The sequence below is a fragment of the Mycobacterium sp. NGS64 genome (genome assembly GCF_059812245.1).
Window position 1 is genome coordinate 754204 of sequence record NZ_JCALCI010000002.1, and the last position, 18522, is coordinate 772725.

General features: G+C 68.8%; 19 protein-coding genes and 1 pseudogene. 6 read left to right on the forward strand and 14 right to left on the reverse strand.

Features of this window, described 5'->3' with window-relative positions; all coding sequences use genetic code 11:
- Window positions 1-158 precede the first annotated feature (158 nt).
- Both AC5Y4S_RS11875 and glyA read right to left on the reverse strand, forming a co-directional pair.
- Window positions 159-986: an acyl-ACP desaturase gene (locus tag AC5Y4S_RS11875; RefSeq protein ID WP_500032896.1), complete on the reverse strand. Its 828-nt coding sequence runs from the start codon at window positions 984-986 to the stop codon at window positions 159-161.
- 85 nt (window positions 987-1071) lie between these two features.
- Window positions 1072-2352, reverse strand: a complete 1281-nt coding sequence (gene glyA / locus AC5Y4S_RS11880; protein WP_500033302.1) for a serine hydroxymethyltransferase — start codon at window positions 2350-2352, stop codon at window positions 1072-1074.
- Between the two features lie 116 nt (window positions 2353-2468).
- On the opposite strand from glyA, the gene coaA reads away from it, so the two are divergent.
- On the forward strand, window positions 2469-3407 hold the full coding sequence (coaA, locus tag AC5Y4S_RS11885) for a type I pantothenate kinase (protein WP_068127646.1): 939 nt from the start codon (window positions 2469-2471) through the stop codon (window positions 3405-3407).
- Between the two features lie 23 nt (window positions 3408-3430).
- On the opposite strand, the gene AC5Y4S_RS11890 is transcribed toward coaA, so the two are convergent.
- From AC5Y4S_RS11890 to AC5Y4S_RS11905, 4 genes and pseudogenes are all read right to left on the reverse strand, one after another.
- Window positions 3431-3847, reverse strand: a complete 417-nt coding sequence (locus AC5Y4S_RS11890; protein ID WP_500032900.1) for a hypothetical protein — start codon at window positions 3845-3847, stop codon at window positions 3431-3433.
- A 203-nt stretch (window positions 3848-4050) separates the two neighbouring features.
- Window positions 4051-5430: a hypothetical protein gene (locus AC5Y4S_RS11895; protein WP_500032903.1), complete on the reverse strand. Its 1380-nt coding sequence runs from the start codon at window positions 5428-5430 to the stop codon at window positions 4051-4053.
- Window positions 5354-5587 (reverse strand): annotated as a pseudogene (locus AC5Y4S_RS11900) (2-isopropylmalate synthase); the annotation flags it as partial. The gene AC5Y4S_RS11895 and the pseudogene AC5Y4S_RS11900, both read right to left, overlap by 77 nt.
- Window positions 5587-6375, reverse strand: a complete 789-nt coding sequence (locus AC5Y4S_RS11905) for a (2Z,6E)-farnesyl diphosphate synthase (RefSeq protein WP_500032906.1) — start codon at window positions 6373-6375, stop codon at window positions 5587-5589. The pseudogene AC5Y4S_RS11900 and the gene AC5Y4S_RS11905, both read right to left, overlap by 1 nt.
- A 136-nt stretch (window positions 6376-6511) precedes the next feature.
- Here AC5Y4S_RS11905 and trhA point away from each other — a divergent pair, with 136 nt between their 5' ends.
- A complete protein-coding gene (gene trhA, locus AC5Y4S_RS11910; RefSeq protein WP_068180726.1) occupies window positions 6512-7264 on the forward strand; it encodes a PAQR family membrane homeostasis protein TrhA in 753 nt (250 codons plus the stop codon).
- Between the two features lie 8 nt (window positions 7265-7272).
- On the opposite strand, the gene AC5Y4S_RS11915 is transcribed toward trhA, so the two are convergent.
- The 4 genes from AC5Y4S_RS11915 to mca are packed head-to-tail and all read right to left on the reverse strand — an operon-like array spanning window position 7273 to window position 10816.
- Window positions 7273-7656 carry a nuclear transport factor 2 family protein gene (locus tag AC5Y4S_RS11915; RefSeq protein WP_500032910.1) on the reverse strand — a complete coding sequence of 128 codons (384 nt, stop codon included), beginning with the start codon at window positions 7654-7656 and terminating at the stop codon, window positions 7273-7275.
- A 22-nt stretch (window positions 7657-7678) separates the two neighbouring features.
- Window positions 7679-9694, reverse strand: a complete 2016-nt coding sequence (locus AC5Y4S_RS11920; RefSeq protein ID WP_500032913.1) for a thioredoxin domain-containing protein — start codon at window positions 9692-9694, stop codon at window positions 7679-7681.
- Window positions 9681-9947, reverse strand: coding sequence for a hypothetical protein (locus AC5Y4S_RS11925; protein WP_068180732.1), 267 nt, complete (start codon window positions 9945-9947; stop codon window positions 9681-9683). The genes AC5Y4S_RS11920 and AC5Y4S_RS11925 overlap by 14 nt, the downstream gene beginning before the upstream one ends.
- Window positions 9944-10816, reverse strand: a complete 873-nt coding sequence (mca, locus tag AC5Y4S_RS11930) for a mycothiol conjugate amidase Mca (RefSeq protein WP_500032920.1) — start codon at window positions 10814-10816, stop codon at window positions 9944-9946. The genes AC5Y4S_RS11925 and mca overlap by 4 nt, the downstream gene beginning before the upstream one ends.
- Window positions 10817-10953: 137 nt before the next feature.
- On the opposite strand from mca, the gene AC5Y4S_RS11935 reads away from it, so the two are divergent.
- Together AC5Y4S_RS11935 and greA are read left to right on the forward strand one after the other, a co-directional pair.
- Entirely contained in the window at window positions 10954-11388 is a 435-nt protein-coding gene (locus AC5Y4S_RS11935; RefSeq protein ID WP_500032925.1) for a DUF4307 domain-containing protein, read from the forward strand.
- A gap of 221 nt (window positions 11389-11609) precedes the next feature.
- Complete coding sequence (gene greA, locus AC5Y4S_RS11940) at window positions 11610-12104, forward strand: transcription elongation factor GreA (protein WP_066940885.1); 495 nt, start codon at window positions 11610-11612, stop codon at window positions 12102-12104.
- A gap of 71 nt (window positions 12105-12175) precedes the next feature.
- Here greA and AC5Y4S_RS11945 read toward each other — a convergent pair whose 3' ends face one another.
- Complete coding sequence (locus AC5Y4S_RS11945) at window positions 12176-13342, reverse strand: cystathionine gamma-synthase (RefSeq protein WP_500032932.1); 1167 nt, start codon at window positions 13340-13342, stop codon at window positions 12176-12178.
- Window positions 13343-13440: 98 nt separating this feature from the next.
- Between AC5Y4S_RS11945 and AC5Y4S_RS11950 the strand changes: the two genes are divergently transcribed.
- Window positions 13441-13881: a low affinity iron permease family protein gene (locus AC5Y4S_RS11950; protein ID WP_500032937.1), complete on the forward strand. Its 441-nt coding sequence runs from the start codon at window positions 13441-13443 to the stop codon at window positions 13879-13881.
- Here the strand turns inward: AC5Y4S_RS11950 and AC5Y4S_RS11955 are convergent.
- The 3 genes from AC5Y4S_RS11955 to AC5Y4S_RS11965 form a co-directional block, all read right to left on the reverse strand.
- Window positions 13844-14497, reverse strand: coding sequence for an RDD family protein (locus AC5Y4S_RS11955; RefSeq protein ID WP_500032939.1), 654 nt, complete (start codon window positions 14495-14497; stop codon window positions 13844-13846). The two genes, AC5Y4S_RS11950 and AC5Y4S_RS11955, sit on opposite strands and share 38 nt — an antisense overlap.
- An 80-nt stretch (window positions 14498-14577) precedes the next feature.
- Window positions 14578-15984, reverse strand: a complete 1407-nt coding sequence (locus tag AC5Y4S_RS11960) for a cystathionine beta-synthase (RefSeq protein ID WP_500032944.1) — start codon at window positions 15982-15984, stop codon at window positions 14578-14580.
- A gap of 211 nt (window positions 15985-16195) precedes the next feature.
- Window positions 16196-17275 carry an alpha/beta hydrolase gene (locus tag AC5Y4S_RS11965; protein ID WP_500032950.1) on the reverse strand — a complete coding sequence of 360 codons (1080 nt, stop codon included), beginning with the start codon at window positions 17273-17275 and terminating at the stop codon, window positions 16196-16198.
- Between the two features lie 243 nt (window positions 17276-17518).
- Here AC5Y4S_RS11965 and AC5Y4S_RS11970 point away from each other — a divergent pair, with 243 nt between their 5' ends.
- Window positions 17519-18484 (forward strand): SGNH/GDSL hydrolase family protein, encoded by a 966-nt coding sequence (locus tag AC5Y4S_RS11970; protein WP_500033303.1) that lies wholly within the window; start codon window positions 17519-17521, stop codon window positions 18482-18484.
- Window positions 18485-18522: the final 38 nt, after the last annotated feature.

The window sequence follows — 18522 nt, forward strand, 5'->3', positions numbered from 1 at the left end:
AGTGACGGAAGGTGCCGCCCTGGCAGCAGATCTTGTCGCTGGCCATCGGGAACGACGCTACTCTCGTGGCCGCTTTGGCGCCGCGCAGGCGCGCCGAGACCGACACGGCGACACCAAAAACCGGCCGCTGGGCGCGGCCGGTTCCGGTGAAGAACGGTTTAACTAATGACGAATTGCGCCAGCGCGGGTTCGCCCGCCACACCCCATTCGGTGATGCGGTCGGAGATCGCCTGCCGCAAATCCTGCGGAGTGAAAATGCCGGCGTCGGCGACGGCTTGCACCTTGTCCGCGTAGGCGTCGATGTCGGCCCCCACCGTCTGCAGGTCCGCTGCCCGCGCGGCGATGGCGGCGATGGTCTCGTCGCGCGTGAACTCGAGGCAGTGCGCGACGAGGTTCGCGAAGATCCCCTCGTGCCGCGTCTCGTCGCGGGCGATGCGGTCGATGAGGCCGGCTAGGACGGGTTCCTCGATGCGGGCCGCCAGGTTGCGGCAGAAGACCGCCTGCGTGCGCTCGGTGAGCGCCATGTAGACCAGCGTTTCGACCTGGGAGTAGGTGTCGGCGCGGTAGCCCTTCATCACGTACTCGACCCGGGCCTCCTCGTTGGCGGTCGGGTCGACTTCCCGCGTCACCACCAGGTACTCGCGCAGCGCGATGGCGTGGAGGTGCTCCTCGGCCGTCCACCGGCCCAGCCAGCGGCCCCACCACTCCTCGAGGATGAAGTGCTCGACGAGCTCGCGGTGGTGCCCGGCGAGGTTGTCCTTGAGCAGCAGCAGGATCTCGCAGGCGTCGGTGATGTCCCTGGGCAGCGTGGTCTGCGACGGGTCCCAGTCGCGTCCGCCCAGGAAGGCGAAGTTCTCGCCCTGGTCGAAGGGCACGTAGTCGTGGGCGAACCACAGGTCCTCGGTGTTGAGGTGGTGGTCCATGAGCCGCTCGACCACGGGCTCGAGTTCGAGGGTCAGCGCGTTAGGAACAGGTTTCTGTGCCATGCGGTTACTGTAACTCCCAGGTACAGGTTCGGTGAAATTGCTGGGGCGTGTCGCCGCCGAATGGTGACTTTGGTCCCTTAAGCGCTCAGCGGTCGACGAGCGTCCAGTCCTCCAGGCCCTCGTAGAGCGGGAAGTCCCTGGCCAGCCGCGTCACCCGCTGCCGCAGCGCCGAGACGTCGGCGGACGTACCGGCTGCCAGCGCGGTGGCGATGATGTCGGCGACCTCGATGAATTCGGCGTCCCCGAAACCGCGGGTGGCCAGCGCGGGCGTGCCCACCCGCAGCCCCGACGTCACCATCGGCGGCCGGGGGTCGTTGGGGACCGCGTTGCGGTTGACGGTGATGCCGATCTCGTGCAGCAGGTCCTCGGCGGCCTTGCCGTCGAGCGGCGAATCACGCAGGTCGACCAGCACCAGGTGCACGTCGGTGCCGCCGCTGACCACCGACACGCCGGCCTTGGCCACGTCGGCCGCCAGCAACCGGTCGGCGACGATGCGCGCCCCGGACAGCGTGCGCTGCTGGCGGTCGGCGAACTCGGGGGTGGTGGCGATCTTGAGCGCGACCGCCTTGCCCGCGATGACGTGCATCAGCGGCCCGCCCTGCTGGCCGGGGAACACCGCCGAGTTGATGGCCTTGGCGTATTCCTGCTTGCCCAGGATCATGCCGGAACGGGCGCCGCCGAGGGTCTTGTGCACGGTCGTGGACACCACGTCCGCGTGCGGCACCGGCGTCGGGTGCAGCCCAACCGCGACAAGCCCGGCGAAGTGCGCCATGTCCACCCACAGCTTGGCGTCGACCTCGTCGGCGATCGAGGCGAACGCCGCGAAGTCGAGGATGCGCGGGTAGGCCGACCAGCCGGCGATGATCACCTTGGGCCGGAACTCGAGCGCCCGGGCCCGCACGACGTCCATGTCGACCAGGTGGGTCTTGGGGTCCACGCCGTAGAAGCCGGCGTCGTACAGCTTTCCGGAGAAGTTCAGCTTCATCCCGTGGGTGAGGTGGCCGCCGTTGGCCAGGTCCAGGCCGAGCAGGTGTTCCCCCGGAGACATGAGGGCGTGCAGCACGGCGGCGTTGGCCTGCGCGCCGGAATGCGGCTGGACGTTGGCGAACTCGGCGCCGAACAACGCCTTGGCCCGGTCGCGGGCGATGTTCTCCACGACGTCGACGTGCTCGCATCCCCCGTAGTAGCGCCGGCCGGGCAATCCCTCGGCGTACTTGTTGGTCAGCACGCTCCCCTGGGCCTGCAGCACCGACCGCGGCACGAAGTTCTCGGAGGCGATCATCTCCAGGGTGTCGCGTTGCCGGTGCAGCTCCTTGTCCAGCAACTCGGCGATGTCGGGGTCGACCTCGGCGAGCGGGGCCGACATCACGGTGGAGGAGGTACGGGCGTCGGGTGCGGCAGTCACGGGCGCCAGTCTATCCAGCGCGCTTTTCGCCAGCCCAGCCGTCGGGCGCGCGTCCGCCCCTGCCACACTTGTGCACTATGCCGCGGCCTAGCGAGCCGAGCCCATATGTGGAGTTCGACCGAAAACAATGGCGGGCGCTTCGCATGTCCACGCCGCTGGCCCTCACCGAAGAGGAACTGGTCGGGCTGCGCGGTCTCGGCGAGCAGATCGACTTGCTGGAGGTCGAAGAGGTCTACCTGCCGCTGGCCCGATTGATCCACCTTCAGGTCGCCGCACGCCAGCGGCTGTTCGCCGCCACGGCGGAATTCCTCGGGGAGCCCCAACAGAACCCGGACCGGCCGGTGCCGTTCATCATCGGCGTGGCGGGAAGCGTGGCCGTCGGCAAGTCGACGACGGCCCGCGTGCTGCAGGCGCTGCTGGCCCGCTGGGATCACCATCCCCGGGTGGACCTGGTGACCACCGACGGCTTCCTGTACCCGAACGCTGAGCTCGACCGGCGAAACCTGATGCATCGCAAGGGTTTTCCGGAAAGCTACAACCGCCGGGCGTTGATGCGGTTCGTGACGTCGGTCAAATCCGGTTCCGATCACGCATGCGCGCCGGTGTATTCGCACCTGAAGTACGACATCATCCCGGGGGCCAAGCATGTGGTCCGCCACCCCGACATCTTGATCCTGGAGGGCCTCAACGTCCTGCAGACCGGCCCCACCCTGATGGTGTCGGACCTGTTCGACTTCTCGCTGTATGTGGACGCCCGAATCGAAGACATCGAGCAGTGGTACGTGTCGCGGTTCCTGTCGCTGCGCGGCACCGCGTTCGCCGATCCCGAGTCGCACTTTCACCACTATTCGGCGCTCAACGACACCAAGGCGGTCGCCGCCGCGCGCGAGATCTGGCGGTCGATCAACCGGCCCAACCTGGTCGAGAACATCCTGCCGACCCGGCCCCGCGCCACCCTGGTGTTGCGCAAGGACGCCGACCATTCCATCAATCGGCTGCGCCTGCGCAAGCTGTAGCGCGGGACCGGGCCGGAGGGGGGCTAGGTCGCGAGGCGACGCACTCCTAGGTACTGGAGACCGGCGAACGCCGCGGTGTAGACGGCGGTCGCCAGCGTCGCGGCCACTCCGGTTGTGGTCAACACGGGCACGGCTCCGGCGGCCACGATCGCGGCCAGCGTGAAGACGACGTTGGCCACGATGATGCCGATCCCGACGCGGCGCAGGTTCGGCGCCGCCGCGAGGCTGAACACGACGAGGCCGGCGAGGACGAAGAACGCGCCCATCGCGTACTCCTGGCCCGACGTGAGTCCCGTCATCGACGAGATCGGGTCGGCGAAGAAGGCGACGGCCAAGCCGCACATGCCCGTCAACGTGGCGTCGGCGCGCATGGCGAAACGCAGCAGCGAGTCGGTCGAGTCGTATAGGGGGCGGGTTGGAATTCCAGAAACGGCGGTCATGCGGTTACTCCTAGCGATGGCGAGGGGGTCGAACTGGTTTGAGCGTGCCGCTCAAGCACTGCCACATCGATCCATGGCGCTGCCAGTTGCTGCCATGCCGAGAATGACCAGGGATTTCGCCGGGCTATTCCCCACCGCGCTAACAAATTCAACAGGTGTCTCAAAATGTGGGGCCGGTGGCCTGATTGGGCTCGCTGGCCGCGCTAGTCGCTGGCGACCGGCACCCGCGCCCGCAGATCGGCGGCGATCAGCCGGGCCGCAGCGTTTTGCCAGTTGTGCAGCGAACGCTGGGGCACCTCGGTGACCAGCCATTGCCACGCCTGCCGGGCGGTGGGGTCTAGGCCGGCGGCGGTGGCGTTCTGCGCGTAGGCGCGCACTCCGACGACGTACGGGAAGTACAGCGAGTTGTAGTAGCGCCACTCCTCGGTGGTTCCGAAGTCGCCGGCATCGCGGGGTTTGAGCCGGGCGATGCCGTCGGCGAGAACGGCTTTCAGCTCGTTGGCGCGCTCCACCGGGTGATCGGGAGCGCCGCGCGCGGCCAGCCGCTCGTCGATCACGGGCAACGCGGTCAGCGGGCTGGCGACGAGCTTGGTCAGGTCGGCATAGTGACCCAGCGCGCGGCGGGTGAGCCGCGCGAAGGTGTCGTCGTCGATGTGCCGAAGATCCTTGCGGGGATCGGCCGAGCGCAGCGGCAGCGCCGCGCCGGTGTGCCGCAACGCGGCCCGGTCGGCGCGCAGCGTCGGCGACCTGGAGAACGCCAGCCGGTCCAGCACCCCGGCCAACGGATCGGCCAGCACCTGCACCGCGATCGCGATCGCCAACGTGCTGAACAACAGCACCGTGAGCACGGTCTGCGCGGTGGGCTCCCGTCGGGTCACGGCCAGGCCGATCAGCGCCTGGCCGCCGAACAGCACGGCCACGGCCATCGAACCGGCGAACGAGCGCAGCATGTCGGCGCGCAGCGCCTGACCCTCGTCGAAGGCGTCCCACAGCGCCACCGCCACGCCGAGCGTCAGGACGTCGCAACCCGTCGACGCCAGGGCCAGCCAGCTCGGCACGATGCCCAACGGGATGATCAGGATGGCGTTGGCCAGCGCGAAGAACAGCGTCGCCACGACAACGACGCCGACGACCGAGGTCGGCTGCGCGGGCCGCCGCACCGCGACGATCATCGCCCCCAACGTGGACGTCGAGATGACCGCCATCATCAGCAGGTGACCCGGCCGCAGCGGCCCCTCGACGCTGCCGGCCAGCGCCGCCCCCAGCAGGATGAGCGCGCCGACACCGCCGACGAGCAGCAACTCACCGGTGCGCGCGCGCCAGCGGTCGCCCGGCCGCGACAGCTCGACGAGCACCGCGAACCACGCCACGCTGGGCACGGCGGCCAGATAGATCTCGAACCGGCTGAGCACCGCGAGATGCGGGGCGCTCGCCGTGCGTATCGCATCGAGCGCCACCACCAGCGCGAAGCCACACAGTCCGATCGCCGCGAGCGCAAGCACCGGCTTACGCGGATCGCGGGCCAGCAGATACAACCCCAGCCACCCGCTCAGCGTGAACACCACCGCCGACAGCGCAGCCATGCATCCAGTTTGGCACGGGGTCTGATGCGTGCCGACCCGCTGCGCCCGGCTTCGCCGCGCTTGCGATCGGCACGGGGTCTGATGCGTGCCGACCCGCTGCGCCCGGCTTCGCCGCGCTTGCGATCGGCACGGGGTCTGATGCGTGCCGACCCGCTGCTACTTGCCGTATCTCCGATGCCGCTGGCTGTAGTCACGCAGCGCGCGCAGGAAATCGACGCGGCGGAAGGCGGGCCAGTGCGCCTCGGTGAACCACATCTCCGAATAGGCGCTCTGCCACAGCAAAAACCCCGACAGCCGCTGTTCCCCCGAGGTGCGGATCACCAGGTCGGGGTCGGGTTGCCCAGAGGTGTAAAGGTTTTCGGAGATGCCTTCCGTGGTCACCGCGTCGATCAGCTCCTCCGCGCTGGCACCGTTGGCGAGTTCCTTGTTCAGCAGCGCGCGCACCGCGTCGACGATCTCCCGGCGGCCGCCGTAGCCGACGGCGACGTTGACGTGGAACGGCGCGACGGCCGGCGTCGACTCCACCGCGTCGCGCAGCCGGCGGGCCTGGTCCTCGCCGATCAGCCCGAGGTCGCCGACCGTGCGCACGCTCCAGCGATTGGTCGGGGCGCAGATCTCCTCGACCACGTCGGTGATGATCTCGATGAGGCCAGCCAGCTCGTCGGGATCGCGTTGCAGGTTTTCGGTGGACAGCAAGTAGACCGTCGTCATCTCTATGCCGGCCTCTTGGCACCAGCGCAGCATCTCGGCGATCTTGGCGGCGCCCATCCGGTAGCCGTAGCTGACGTCGTCGTACCCCGCGTTGCGCGCCCAGCGCCGGTTCCCGTCGCACAGCACCGCGATGTGGCGGGGAAGCTCGGACTTGGAGGCCGCCAGACCCTGCCTCAGCCGCAGCTCGTAGACGCGGTACAACGGCTCCTTGAGCCGCGGCGGGATGATCTCCACGAAGCTCTACCCTACTGTGAGCGACCACAAATTCCGTGGTGGATTTGCGCAAGCCCACCGCACGTCCAGCAGCGTGTCGTGATCATTCGCGGTTAGTGTTGGGTCTAACGGCCGCAATGCGAGGCAATAGGGAGACATGAGCAGCAAGACCAGCACGCCCACCAACCCGGAGCCCGAGGCGATCGCGCCGGGCAATCCCGTCGAACAGCTCGTCGACGGCGCCGCCGAGGCCATTTCCAAGCCCCGCATGCGTGGCTGGATCCACTTCTATTCGGCGTGGCTGGCGATCGTCTGCGGCGCGTGTCTGGTCTCGGTGTCGTGGGCGGTGGCTTCCACCCGAGCCGGGCTGACGACGTTCGCCTACGCCCTGGCCACCGTGGCGATGTTCGCGGTCAGCGCCACCTACCACCGCGTCAACTGGAAATCCGACAAGAGCCGCAACCTGATGAAGCGGCTCGACCATTCGATGATCTTCCTGTTCATCGCCGGCAGCTACACGCCGTTCGCGATGCTGGCGATGCCGCCCGAGGACGGGCGAACCGTGTTGTGGATCGTGTGGGGCGGCGCGCTGGCCGGAGTCGTGCTGAAGGTGTGCTGGCCGACGGCGCCGCGCTGGGTGGGCGTCCCGCTGTACCTGCTGCTGGGTTGGGTGGCGGTCTGGTACGCGCCGACCATCATCCACGTCGCCGGGGTCGCCGCGATGGTGCTGCTCGCGGTCGGCGGCGCGTTCTACAGCATCGGGGGCCTGCTCTACGGGCTGCGCTGGCCGGACCCGTGGCCAAAGACGTTCGGCTATCACGAGTTCTTCCACGCCTTCACCGCGATCGCGGCGATCCTGCACTACATCGCGATGTGGTTCGCGGTCTTTTACGTCGGCAACCCGGCCTGACGGTCCCGCTAGACCCGCGTGACGTCCGCCGCCGACCAGTAGGCCTTCATCGTGGTGACCTTGCCGCGGTCGTCGAAGGCCATCACGTCGATCGGCTCGATCACCATCCGGTGCTCCCCCGCGGTGACGGTCAGGCGGAACTGGAACGCCGCCTCGTTGCCGGCCACCCGCAGTGACACCAGCTCGCAGTCGCGCTGCACGTCGTTGACCGCGGAGTAGAAGCCGTGGATCGCCTGGCGACCGATGTGCACCTCGCCGCCGACCGGGTCCTCAACCGTCGCGTCGTCGGCGTAGAGGTCCACCAGCTCGTCGGCGCTGCCCTTGGCAACCAGCTCGATGTAGCGGTGGACGGTGTCGGTGATCGCGTGGACCCGGTCCGGGGCGTTCGGCATGGGACGCAGGGTAGCCTCCCGGCTACCCTCCCGAAACATCCAGGGCCGCGGCCAGTTCGGCCGCCCGGGTCACCGGCAGGTCGCAGAGCCGGCCGCGGCACACGTAGGCGGCGTCGGCGCCACCGACCCGGTCCCGCCCCGCCAGCAGCGCCGACGAATCCGGCGCGCCGCCCACGACGATCGCCCCGCCGGGCGCCAGCCGGCGCGCTTCGGCGAGCAGCGCCGACCGTGACGGGTCGCAGGCGACCGCGATCTGCAGCGGCCCGCGCACCGCGGCTTCGGCGACGGCCAGCCAATGCCCGGCCGACCGCGGCGCGCGCTCCAGCAGCAGCGAGTGCGCCGCCAGGGCCTCGCCCGCCGCCCGCAGGTACCGCTCCGCGCGTTCCCCGTCGACGAGGTGCGCCGCGGAGAGCAACGCTTCGGTGATCGACGACGCGCCCGACGGCGTGGCACCGTCCAGCGGGTCGGCGGGCCGCAGCACCAATTGCTCGGCGTCGTCGGCGGTGTCGAACCAGCGGCCGGGCCGCTCCGGGTCGGCGAAGTGGCGCAGCGCCGTGTCCAGCAAGTCGGTCGCCGTCGTCAGCCACGACGCCTCGGCGGTCAGCTGGTACACCGCGAGCAGGCCGGTGGCCAGCATCGCGTAGTCCTCGAGGATGCCCGGACTGTCCCCGACCGTCCCGCCCAGGCTGGCGCGACGCAACCGTCCGTCGACGATGTGCAGCCCCAGCAGCGAAAGGGCGCAACGCCTTGCCGCAGCGGCCAACTCGGGTTGCTCCAACGCCACGCTGGCCTCCGCCAGCGCGGTGATGGCCAGGCCGTTCCACGACGTGACGACCTTGTCGTCACGCCCGGGCTGCGCGCGGGTGAGCCGTGCGGCCAGCAGCGCGGCGCGGACCCGTTCGGCCCGTTGCGGGTCGTCGGGGTCGGCGGGCAACTGCAGCACCGAGCTGCCGTGTTCGAAGGTGCCGGACGGGGTGACCGCGAAAAGCTCTGCGGCCCAACGGCCTTCGTCGGCGCCGAGCACCTCGGTCAGCTGCTCCGGTGTCCAGACGTAGGTCGAGCCCTCGCGGCCGTCGGCGTCGGCGTCCAGCGACGAAGTGAACATGTCGCCGTCGGCCAGCTCGTCGAGCAGGAACCTCGCCGTCTGGCTGGCGACCCGGCGGGCCAACGGGTCCGCGGTGCGCCGCGCCCAATGGGCGTAGGCGCGCAGCAGCAACGCGTTGTCGTACAGCATCTTCTCGAAATGCGGTACCACCCAAGCGTTGTCGACGCTGTAGCGGGCGAAGCCGCCGGCGAGTTGGTCGTAGATACCGCCGCGGGCCATCGCGTTGGCCGTGCGGGTGACCGCCTCCAGCGCCGCCGGCGACCCGGTGCGCTCGTGGTTGCGCAGCAACGCCTCCAGAATCGCCGACGGCGGGAATTTGGGGGCGCCGGCGAACCCGCCGTGCACGGTGTCCTGGTCGCCGAGCACGGAGGCGACGGCGTGGTCACACAGCTGCGGCGCCGCGTCCGGCCCGCCGGCGGCCAATCCACCCGCCATTTTGCGCAACTCACCCGCGATGTGGTCGGAGGCCTCCTCGACCTCGCCGCGGCGGTCCCGCCAGGTCGCGGACACGGCCGAAAGAAGCTGCAGGAAAGCATCTTTCGGGTAGTACGTGCCGCAGAAGAACGGTCGGCCGTCGGGTGTCAGGAAGCACGTCATCGGCCATCCGCCATGCCCGGTGAGCGCGACGGTCGCGTTCATGTACACCGCGTCGATGTCGGGCCGCTCCTCGCGGTCGACCTTGATGCAGACGAACCCCGCGTTCATCGCCGCGGCCACTTCGTCGTCTTCGAACGATTCGTGGGCCATGACGTGACACCAGTGGCACGCGGCGTAGCCAATGGACAGCAGGATCGGCACGTCGCGCGCCGCCGCGTCCGCCAGCGCTTGCGGCGTCCACTGCTGCCAATGCACCGGGTTATCGGCGTGCTGGCGCAGATACGGGCTGGTGGCCAGGCCGAGGGTGTTCGTTGCGCCGGATTCAGCCGGGCTCATCGCGGTGTCTCGGTTGGTCGGGGTTCTCGCCAACCGTGTCGGTGCCCTCGTCGGCGGCCTGATCGGGCTCGGGATGCTCCGGATCGAACGTCTTGGGGACCTTTTTCAGCTGCCGGTTCATCGACCGCAACAGGAACAGGGTCGCGATCAGCAGCAGCACGACGACGAGCAGCCCGACCGGGCTCGCCTTGCCGAAGTCGGGCCCGTGGTTGTGCGGAGCGTCGGCAATGACCCGGAGGAGATGGTGCGTCACCCGTCGTCCTCGATCCCGGCGAACAGGTCGTCCTCGGGCAGCTTGACCGGGACGCGGGAGCGGGCCAGCTCGAATTCCTCGGTCGGCCAGAGCCGCTGCTGCCACTCGATCGGTGCGGCGAAGAATTCGGCGTTCGGGTCGATCTGGGTGGCGTGCGCCCGCAGGGCGTCGTCGCGCTGGCTGAAATACGCCGAGCACTCGACCCGCGTCGTCACCCGGGACTCGAACGGGTCATGCTCGGGATCCCAGTGCTTGAGCCACTTTTGGAATGGCCCCTCCTGGCCGCGCTTGACGAACTCGTCGTGCAGCAGCTGCATCCGCGCCCGCAGGAAGCCGTGGTTGTAGTACAGCTTGGACACCGTCCACGGCTCGCCCGCGTCCGGGAAGCGGGCGTAGTCGCCGGCGGCCTCGAAGGCACCGACGGACACCTGGTGGCAGCGGATGTGGTCGGGGTGGGGGTAGCCGCCGTTCTCGTCATAGGTGGTCATCACGTGCGGCCGGAACTCGCGGATCACGCGCACCAGCGCCCCGACGGATTCCTCCAGCGGCACCAGCGCGAAGCAGCCCTCGGGCAGCGGCGGCGGCGGATCGCCCTGGGGCAGGCCGGAGTCGACGAAGCCGAGCCACTTGTGCTCCACACCGAGGATCTCCGCCGCCTTCGCCATCTCGTCGCGGCGGATTTCGGCCATGTGTTCTAGCACATCGGGCAGGTCCATCGCCGGGTTGAGAATCTCGCCGCGCTCGCCGCCGGTCAGCGTCACCACCAAAACCCGGTGACCCTCGTCGGCGTAGCGGGCCAGGGTGGCCGCGCCCTTGCTCGACTCGTCGTCGGGGTGGGCATGCACCGCCATCAACCGCAGTTCGCTCACGTGCCCCCTTGTCCGAGTCGGTTCGCCGGTCGCCCCCGAAGGGCTAGAAGTGCTAGACGCGACCTTATAATTCCAGTTCCGATCGTTGCATCCCGTCGGCCGGCGGCCGGCAACCACCACTGCAGGCATACCCAGGCATGACCGAAACTTCCCCTCCGCGCCCCGAGGCCCGCTACGGGCGATCGCGACTGTCGCGCGTTTCCCGGCGCCGGGTGGCCATCGGGTTGGCAGTGCTGGTCGTGGCCGCCGGCGTCGTCGTCGCCATCATCGGCTACCAGCGGCTCGGGACCAGTGACGTCACCGGCTCGCTGGCCGGCTACCAGTTGATCGACAACGAGACGGCATCGGTAACGATCAGCGTGACGCGATCCGACCCGTCGCGCCCGGTTGACTGCATCGTGCGGGTCCGGGCCAAGGACGGCGGCGAGACCGGCAGGCGCGAAGTGCTGGTGGGCCCGTCCGACCAGGCCACCGTGCAGGTGACGACGACGGTGAAATCCGTCCGACCCCCGGTGATGGCCGACATCTACGGTTGCGGCACCGATGTGCCCGGCTACCTGCGTCCGGCCTGACCGCACGATAAGACGAACAGCGAATATTGAGTCATCATCTGTTTGCGCGGTGGTAGCATGGATGAATGCACGGTTCCCCTAGGGACCGTGTATTGCTGCATTAAAGGCCGTCGGAAGGACGGAGCGGCGGTAGCCGGGGCGGGGACCCGAATACCCCCGGCAGCGGGGTGCAAAAGCTTGCGCGAATACGCGAAACGAGAAAGAAATACGAGGACGACGAGATGACGGATACTCAGGTGACCTGGCTGACCCAGGAGTCACATGACCGACTCAAGGCCGAGCTCGACCAGTTGATCGCGAATCGTCCGATCATCGCCGCGGAAATCAACGACCGCCGCGAAGAGGGCGACCTGCGCGAGAACGGCGGCTACCACGCCGCCCGCGAAGAGCAGGGCCAGCAGGAGGCCCGCATCCGCCAACTGCAGGACCTGCTCAACAACGCCAAGGTCGGCGAAGCGCCCAAGCAGTCCGGCGTCGCGCTGCCCGGCTCGGTGGTCAAGGTCTACTACAACGGCGACAAGTCCGACAGCGAGACGTTCCTGATCGCCACCCGCCAGGAGGGCGTCAACGACGGCAAGCTCGAGGTGTACTCGCCCAACTCACCGCTGGGCGGCGCCCTGATCGACGCCAAGGTCGGCGAGACCCGCAGCTACCAGGTGCCCAACGGCAACACCGTCGAGGTCACGCTGGTCAGCGCGGAGCCGTACCACTCCTAGCGTTTCGCGCGAGCAGACGCAAAGCCCCTCACAAGCGGCGTGTCGGGGGCCTTTTGCGTCTGGTCGCCGTACTAGGCCAGGGCCTGTTCGAGGTCGGCCAACAGGTCGGCCTCGTCCTCGATGCCGACCGAAAGCCGCACCAGGTCGTCGGGCACTTCGAGTTGCGAGCCGGCCGTCGACGCGTGCGTCATGGCGCTGGGCAGCTCGATCAGCGACTCGACGCCGCCCAGCGACTCGGCCAGGATGAACACCTCGGTTCGGGCGCACAGCTGCTCGGCGGCCTGCCGGCCCCCGCGCATGCGCACCGACACCATGCCGCCAAAGTCGCGCATCTGGCGCGCGGCTACTTCGTGGCCGGGATGCCCGGGCAGACCCGGATACAGCACCGCGCTCACCGAGGGATGCCCGGCGAGGAATTCGGCCACCGCGCAAGCGTTTTCGCTGTGCCGCTGCATCCGCAGCGCCAGGGTCTTCAGGCCGCGCATAGTCAGGTAGGCGTCGAACGGGCCCGGCACCGCGCCCGCCCCGTTCTGCAGGAAGGCGAACGCGTCGTCCAACTCCTGGTCGTTGGTGATCAGTGCGCCGCCCACGACGTCAGAGTGGCCGCCGATGTATTTGGTGGTCGAGTGCAGCACCACGTCGGCGCCCAGCGCCAGCGGCTGCTGCAGCGCCGGCGAAGCAAAAGTGTTGTCCACCAACAGCTTCGCGGAGTTTTGTTTGCCCAGCTCCGCGATCGCGGCGATGTCGGCGATGGTCAGCAACGGGTTGGTCGGTGTTTCCACCCAGATCAGCCGGGTGTGCGGGGTGATCGCGCCCGCGACGGCGTCCAGGTCGGACAGCGCCACCGGCGTGTACGAGACGTCCCACTTGGTGAACACCTTGTCGATCAACCGGAAGGTGCCGCCGTAGGCGTCGTTGGGGATGACGAGGTGGTCGCCGGGCCGCAACATCGCCCGCAGGGCGCAGTCGCCGGCCGCCATCCCGGACCCGAACGCGCGCGCGAAGGCGCCCTCCTCGACGGCCGCCAGCGCGGCCTCCAGCGCATCCCGGGTCGGGTTGCCGGTGCGCGCGTAGTCGAATCCGCCGCGCAGGCCACCGACGCCGTCCTGGGCGAACGTGCTGCTGGCGTAGATCGGGGCGTTCACCGCCCCGGTCGCCGGATCCGGCCGGTACCCGGCGTGGATGGCCTTGGTGGCCAATCCCTTGAACTTGTGGTCTGCGCTACGGTCCTCGCTCATCGACGCTCAGCCTAGTGACAGCCCCGATCGGGCATGAAAATCGGTGGCGGGGGTACTCGTCGTCGTCCCCATGCGATGACCAGCCAGGGAGAACCACCATGCCCGACGACAGCGCCACCCGGACCGAACTGTCCCTTTTCGATCGCTGCGCGACCTATACGGGCGAATGGGTTTCCAGGCCTTCGTTTTTCGCGATCTGCGTGCTGGTGGTGGTCGCGTGGATACCCACCATCTGGGCGCTGCCCACGGTCGATACCTGGCAACTGGTCATCAACACCGTCACCAACATCATCACGTTCCTGCTCGTCGCGCTGCTGCAGAACACCCAGTCGCGCAGCAATCGCGCGATGCAGCACAAGCTCAACGCGATCGGCGACGCGCTGCGATATCTGACGGGTGAACTGGACGCGCAGCCGCCACGCCTTCAGCGGCACCGCGCCGCGTTGGGCGACGCGGTCGGTTCGGAAATATGGATGGGCTCCCGGTCTGACCTCGAGCCGCTCAGCCCTCTTCGATCGGCAGGCACACGGTCGTCATGATCTTGTCCGCCAGCGTCTGCCGCTTGGCGTCCCACAGCGGGAACAGGTAGCCGAGGCCACAGATGAGCGAGTCAACGAAGTGCGCGATCTGGCGCACCACCGACATCCCGAAACCGATGGGCTGGCCGGTGACCTCGCTGACCACCTTGAACTTCATCACCGACTTGCCGATGCTCGAGCCGGTCACGCCCTGGCGGTAGCCGTAGTCCCAGACCAGGTATCCCACCGCGGCCAGCCACGTCAACCAGAACGCCATCGTGCCGATGCCACTGGGCTGGTTGACGCAGTACTGGTTGACGCTGTACTGGGTGATGTCGCTGACACACGACTGTTGCGTCGTGAGGGCCTGAATGAGCGCGCCGATGCCGACCAGGATGCCGGCCGGGATGTTGTCGATGAGATACGCCAGCACCCGGGTGACCCACGGCGTGTAGGACTCCGTCGGCAGGGCGCGGATCGCCGGTCCGGGCGGGGGCGGGGCGTATCCGCCCGACGACGGGGGTGGCGGCGGGTAGGAACCGCCGGCCGGGGGCGGCGGAGGGGGCGGAGAGGCGTGTTGGCCACCGGCCCCAGGGGGCGGCGGGTAGGACTCGCCGGGCGACGGTTGATCGGACATGGGCAACCCTCCACTGCGTTAGCTGAACCAGGCCGAATTACAGTACCGCGGGCCGGCCTGGCTAAGCGGTTTAAGCGGCGCTAACGCCGGCCCGTGGATCCGCGGGGCCCCTCCGACAGGAATCCCAACAGGTCGTACCGGGTGATCACCCCGACCGGTTTGCCCTTCTCCACCACCATCAGCGCGTCCCAGTCGCGCAGTGCCTTGCCCGCCGCACTGACCAGCTCACCGGCGCCGATCATCGGCAGCGGCGGGCTCATGTGCTGCCCGACCGCGTCGGCCAGCTTGGCCCGGCCCTCGAAGACGGCGGACAGCAGCTCGCGCTCGGAAACGCTGCCCGCGACCTCGCCGGCCATCACCGGCGGCTCGGCGCCGACCACCGGCATCTGCGACACCCCGTACTCGCGCAGGATGCCGATGGCGTCGCGCACCGTCTCGGACGGATGGGTGTGCACCAGGTCGGGCAGCTCACCGGACTTGCGGCGCAGCACGTCGCCGACGCTGAACTCCTCGGTCGAACCGTCGAGGCGCGCGCGCAAGAACCCGTACGACGACATCCACGCGTCGTTGAAGATCTTCGCCATGTAGCCTCGCCCGCCGTCCGGCAATAGGACGACGACCAGCGCGTCGGGTCCGGCCTCCTCGGCCACCTTGAGCGCGGCGACCACCGCCATCCCGCACGACCCGCCGACCAGCATCGCCTCCTCGCGGGCCAGCCGCCGCGTCATGTTGAACGAGTCGGAGTCCGACACCGCGATGATCTGGTCGGGAACGGTGCGGTCGTAGGCGTCCGGCCAGAAGTCCTCGCCGACGCCCTCGACCAGGTAGGGCCGACCGCTGCCACCCGAGTACACCGAGCCTTCCGGATCGGCTCCGATGATTTTGACCCGGCCGCCGGACACCTCCTTGAGGTAGCGCCCGGCGCCGGTGATCGTCCCGCCGGTGCCGATGCCGGCGACGAAATGGGTGATCTTGCCGTCGGTGTCGGCCCAGATCTCCGGGCCGGTGGTGGCGTAGTGGCTGGCCGGCCCCTCCGGGTTGGCGTACTGGTCGGGCTTCCAGGCCCCCTCGATTTCCCGGGTCAGCCTGTCCGAGACGCTGTAGTAGCTGTCCGGGTGCTCGGGCGGCACCGCCGTCGGGCACACGACCACCTCGGCGCCGTAGGCCAGCAGCACGTTGCGCTTGTCCTCGCCGACCTTGTCGGGGCAGACGAACACACACTTGTACCCGCGCCGCTGGGCCACCAAAGCCAGGCCGACGCCGGTGTTGCCCGACGTGGGTTCGACGATGGTGCCCCCGGGCTTGAGCTGGCCGCTGGCCTCGGCGGCGTCGATCATCTTCACCGCGATCCGGTCCTTCGAGCTGCCGCCGGGGTTGAGGTATTCGACCTTGGCCGCCACGGTGCCGGCGCCGTCGGGGATGACGGAGTTCAGCCGAACCAGCGGCGTTCCCCCGATGAGGTCACTGATGTGCTGCGCGATCCGCATGCGTTCATCGTCTCAGGCGCTTTCGCGCGGCGCACACTCGCTAGGTCCGATTGCGCGACTCCTTACTCGCGCCGTGCCGGCGCTCGCCGTCGTCGCGCTAGGTCCGATTGCGCGACTCCTTACTCGCGCCGTGCCGGCGCTCGCCGTCGTCGCGCTAGGTCCGATTGCGCGACTCCTTACTCGCGCCGTGCCGGCGCTCGCCGTCGTCGCGCTAGCCGGTGGCCTCGCGGATGTAGTCGCCTATCTGGCGCAGCGAACGGATCGCCTCCGGAACCAGCGGCGCGGCCAGCTGGAAGTCGTGGACCTGGCCGGGCCAGACCCGCACCTCGGCCGGCACCCCGACCGCCGCCAACCGCGACGCCGCCAGCTGCGCGTCGTGCAGCAACACCTCGGATCCGGAAACGTGGATGAGCGTCCGCGGCAGGCCGGGCTTGATGTGCTCCAGAGGCTCGTAGATTTCTTCGGGTTTGCCGTCGACGATGTTCTTTTCGGCGGCGCTAGCAACCAATGCGACGAGCGCGTCAAACGCGTTCGCGGAGAACATCGCGTCGCTCTTGATGTTGGGGTGCGCCTGCTTGCATTCCTTTGCTAGCTGCAGCAGTGGCGAGATCGCCACGAGCGCCGCGGGCATCTCGGACTCGCCGTGCCCCTCCTCCTGCAGGCGTTGCGCCAGGGCCAGCGCCAGGTACCCGCCCGCCGAGTCGCCGGCAAGCACGATCTGGTCCGGCTCGTAGCCACGCTCGCGCAACCATTGGTACGCGTCGTGGCAGTCATTGAGGGCCATGCCGATCGAGTGCTTGGGCAACAGCCGGTAGTTGACGACCAGCACCGGCGAGTCAGCAAACTTCGACAGCGTCTCGACCAGCCGGCCGTGCGAGTTTGCTCCACAGGTCAAAAACGCGCCGCCGTGCAGGTAGACGATCACCCGGCGGGTGCCGTCCGCAGGCAGCACTCCGGGGGCCCGCACCAGCTGCGCGGAAGCATTGGGCAAGTTCACCGTCTCGCGGACGGTGGCGGAGACCGGGAGCAGGACCCGGGCCGCGACGTCGATGAGACCCCACGGCCACGGCAGGTTGGGAACGTGGCTGCCGACGGACAAAACCGGCCGGATGGTGAGTCGGGAGGCGAGGTTAGCTACCCGCGCAGCAACGCTGGGACCGGACTCGAGTACCTCGACCGGTGCCCCGTCGCTGATGGCAAATCTGCGAGCCTCAACTCTACGTCGCTTGAGAACCTCATGTGGCCGAACGGTATTCCGGGGGGAACCGGATACCTTGCTAGGTGCGGTCATGCTCAACACTTCCTACGCCCTTGTAGTCCGATACAGCATGTGACGAGGCAGCCAAGCGTCCGGTTCAGCCCACTCTCCAGGGCGTTCAGCCAACCCTTGAAACTTAGCTTGACAGCCTTTGCTGAGTAGAACGTTTGAAGAATCTGATTCGATACCACATTTGATTCACAACGTGACCACATTGTTCATAAGCCGCCCGCGCAAACCCTTGAGCCGAACTAAACTGGCCCTGTGACCATCCGGGTGCCGCGTCGTTCGACGATCGCCCTGGCCACAGCCGGCGCGCTCGCCTCGACGGGGACTGCCTATCTCGGCGCACGCAACCTGCTGGTTGGCCAGGCGGCGCACACGCGCACCGTCATTCCGAAGGCCTGGGACATCCCGCCGCGTGCCGACGGCGTGTACACCGCCGGCGGCGGGCCGGTGCAGCGGTGGCAGCGCGGCATGACCGCCGACCTGCACCTGATGATCTTCGGCGACTCGACGGCCACCGGATACGGCTGCATGAGCGCCGAGGAAGTGCCCGGCGTGCTGATCGCCCGCGGGCTGGCCGAGCGCGCGGGCAAGGTCGTCCGGCTGAGCACCAAGGCCATCGTCGGCGCCACGTCGAAGGGTGTCGCCGGTCAGGTCGACGCGATGTTCGTGGCCGGCCCGCCGCCGGACGTGGCGGTGATGATGCTGGGGGCCAACGACGTCACGGCCCTCAACGGCATCAGCCAGTCGGCGCAACGGCTGGCCCTGACCGTGCGCAAGCTGCGCTCCCGCGGTGCGGTGGTGATCGTCGGCACCTGCCCCGATCTCGGTGTCATCAGCGCGATCCCGCAGCCGCTTCGCTCGCTGGCGCACGCCCGGACGTCGCAGCTCGCCCGCGCCCAGACCGCCGCGGTCCGGGGGGCGGGCGGCGTGCCGGTCCCGATGGCGCAGCTGTTGGCACCCCAATTCCGGACCGCGCCCGAGCAGATGTTCTCCGCCGACGGCTTCCACCCCTCGCCGACCGCGTACGCGCTGGCCGCAGAGGCGCTGCTGGAGGCGGTGTGCGACGCGCTGGGCATCAAGGTCGAAAGCCCGACGCCGGAGGTTTCGGTCCCCGCTCCCGCACCGAGGCTCGACGATTCTCCGGCGCGGTTGACCCTCGTGACGCGGCTGTGGCGGCGCCCGGCCGCCGCGTCCCCCGCCCCGTCTGATTCCCAGCCGGTCGGCACCGACTAGATTTGTTCTAGCCCGTCGGGGTGATGAAAACACCCGCT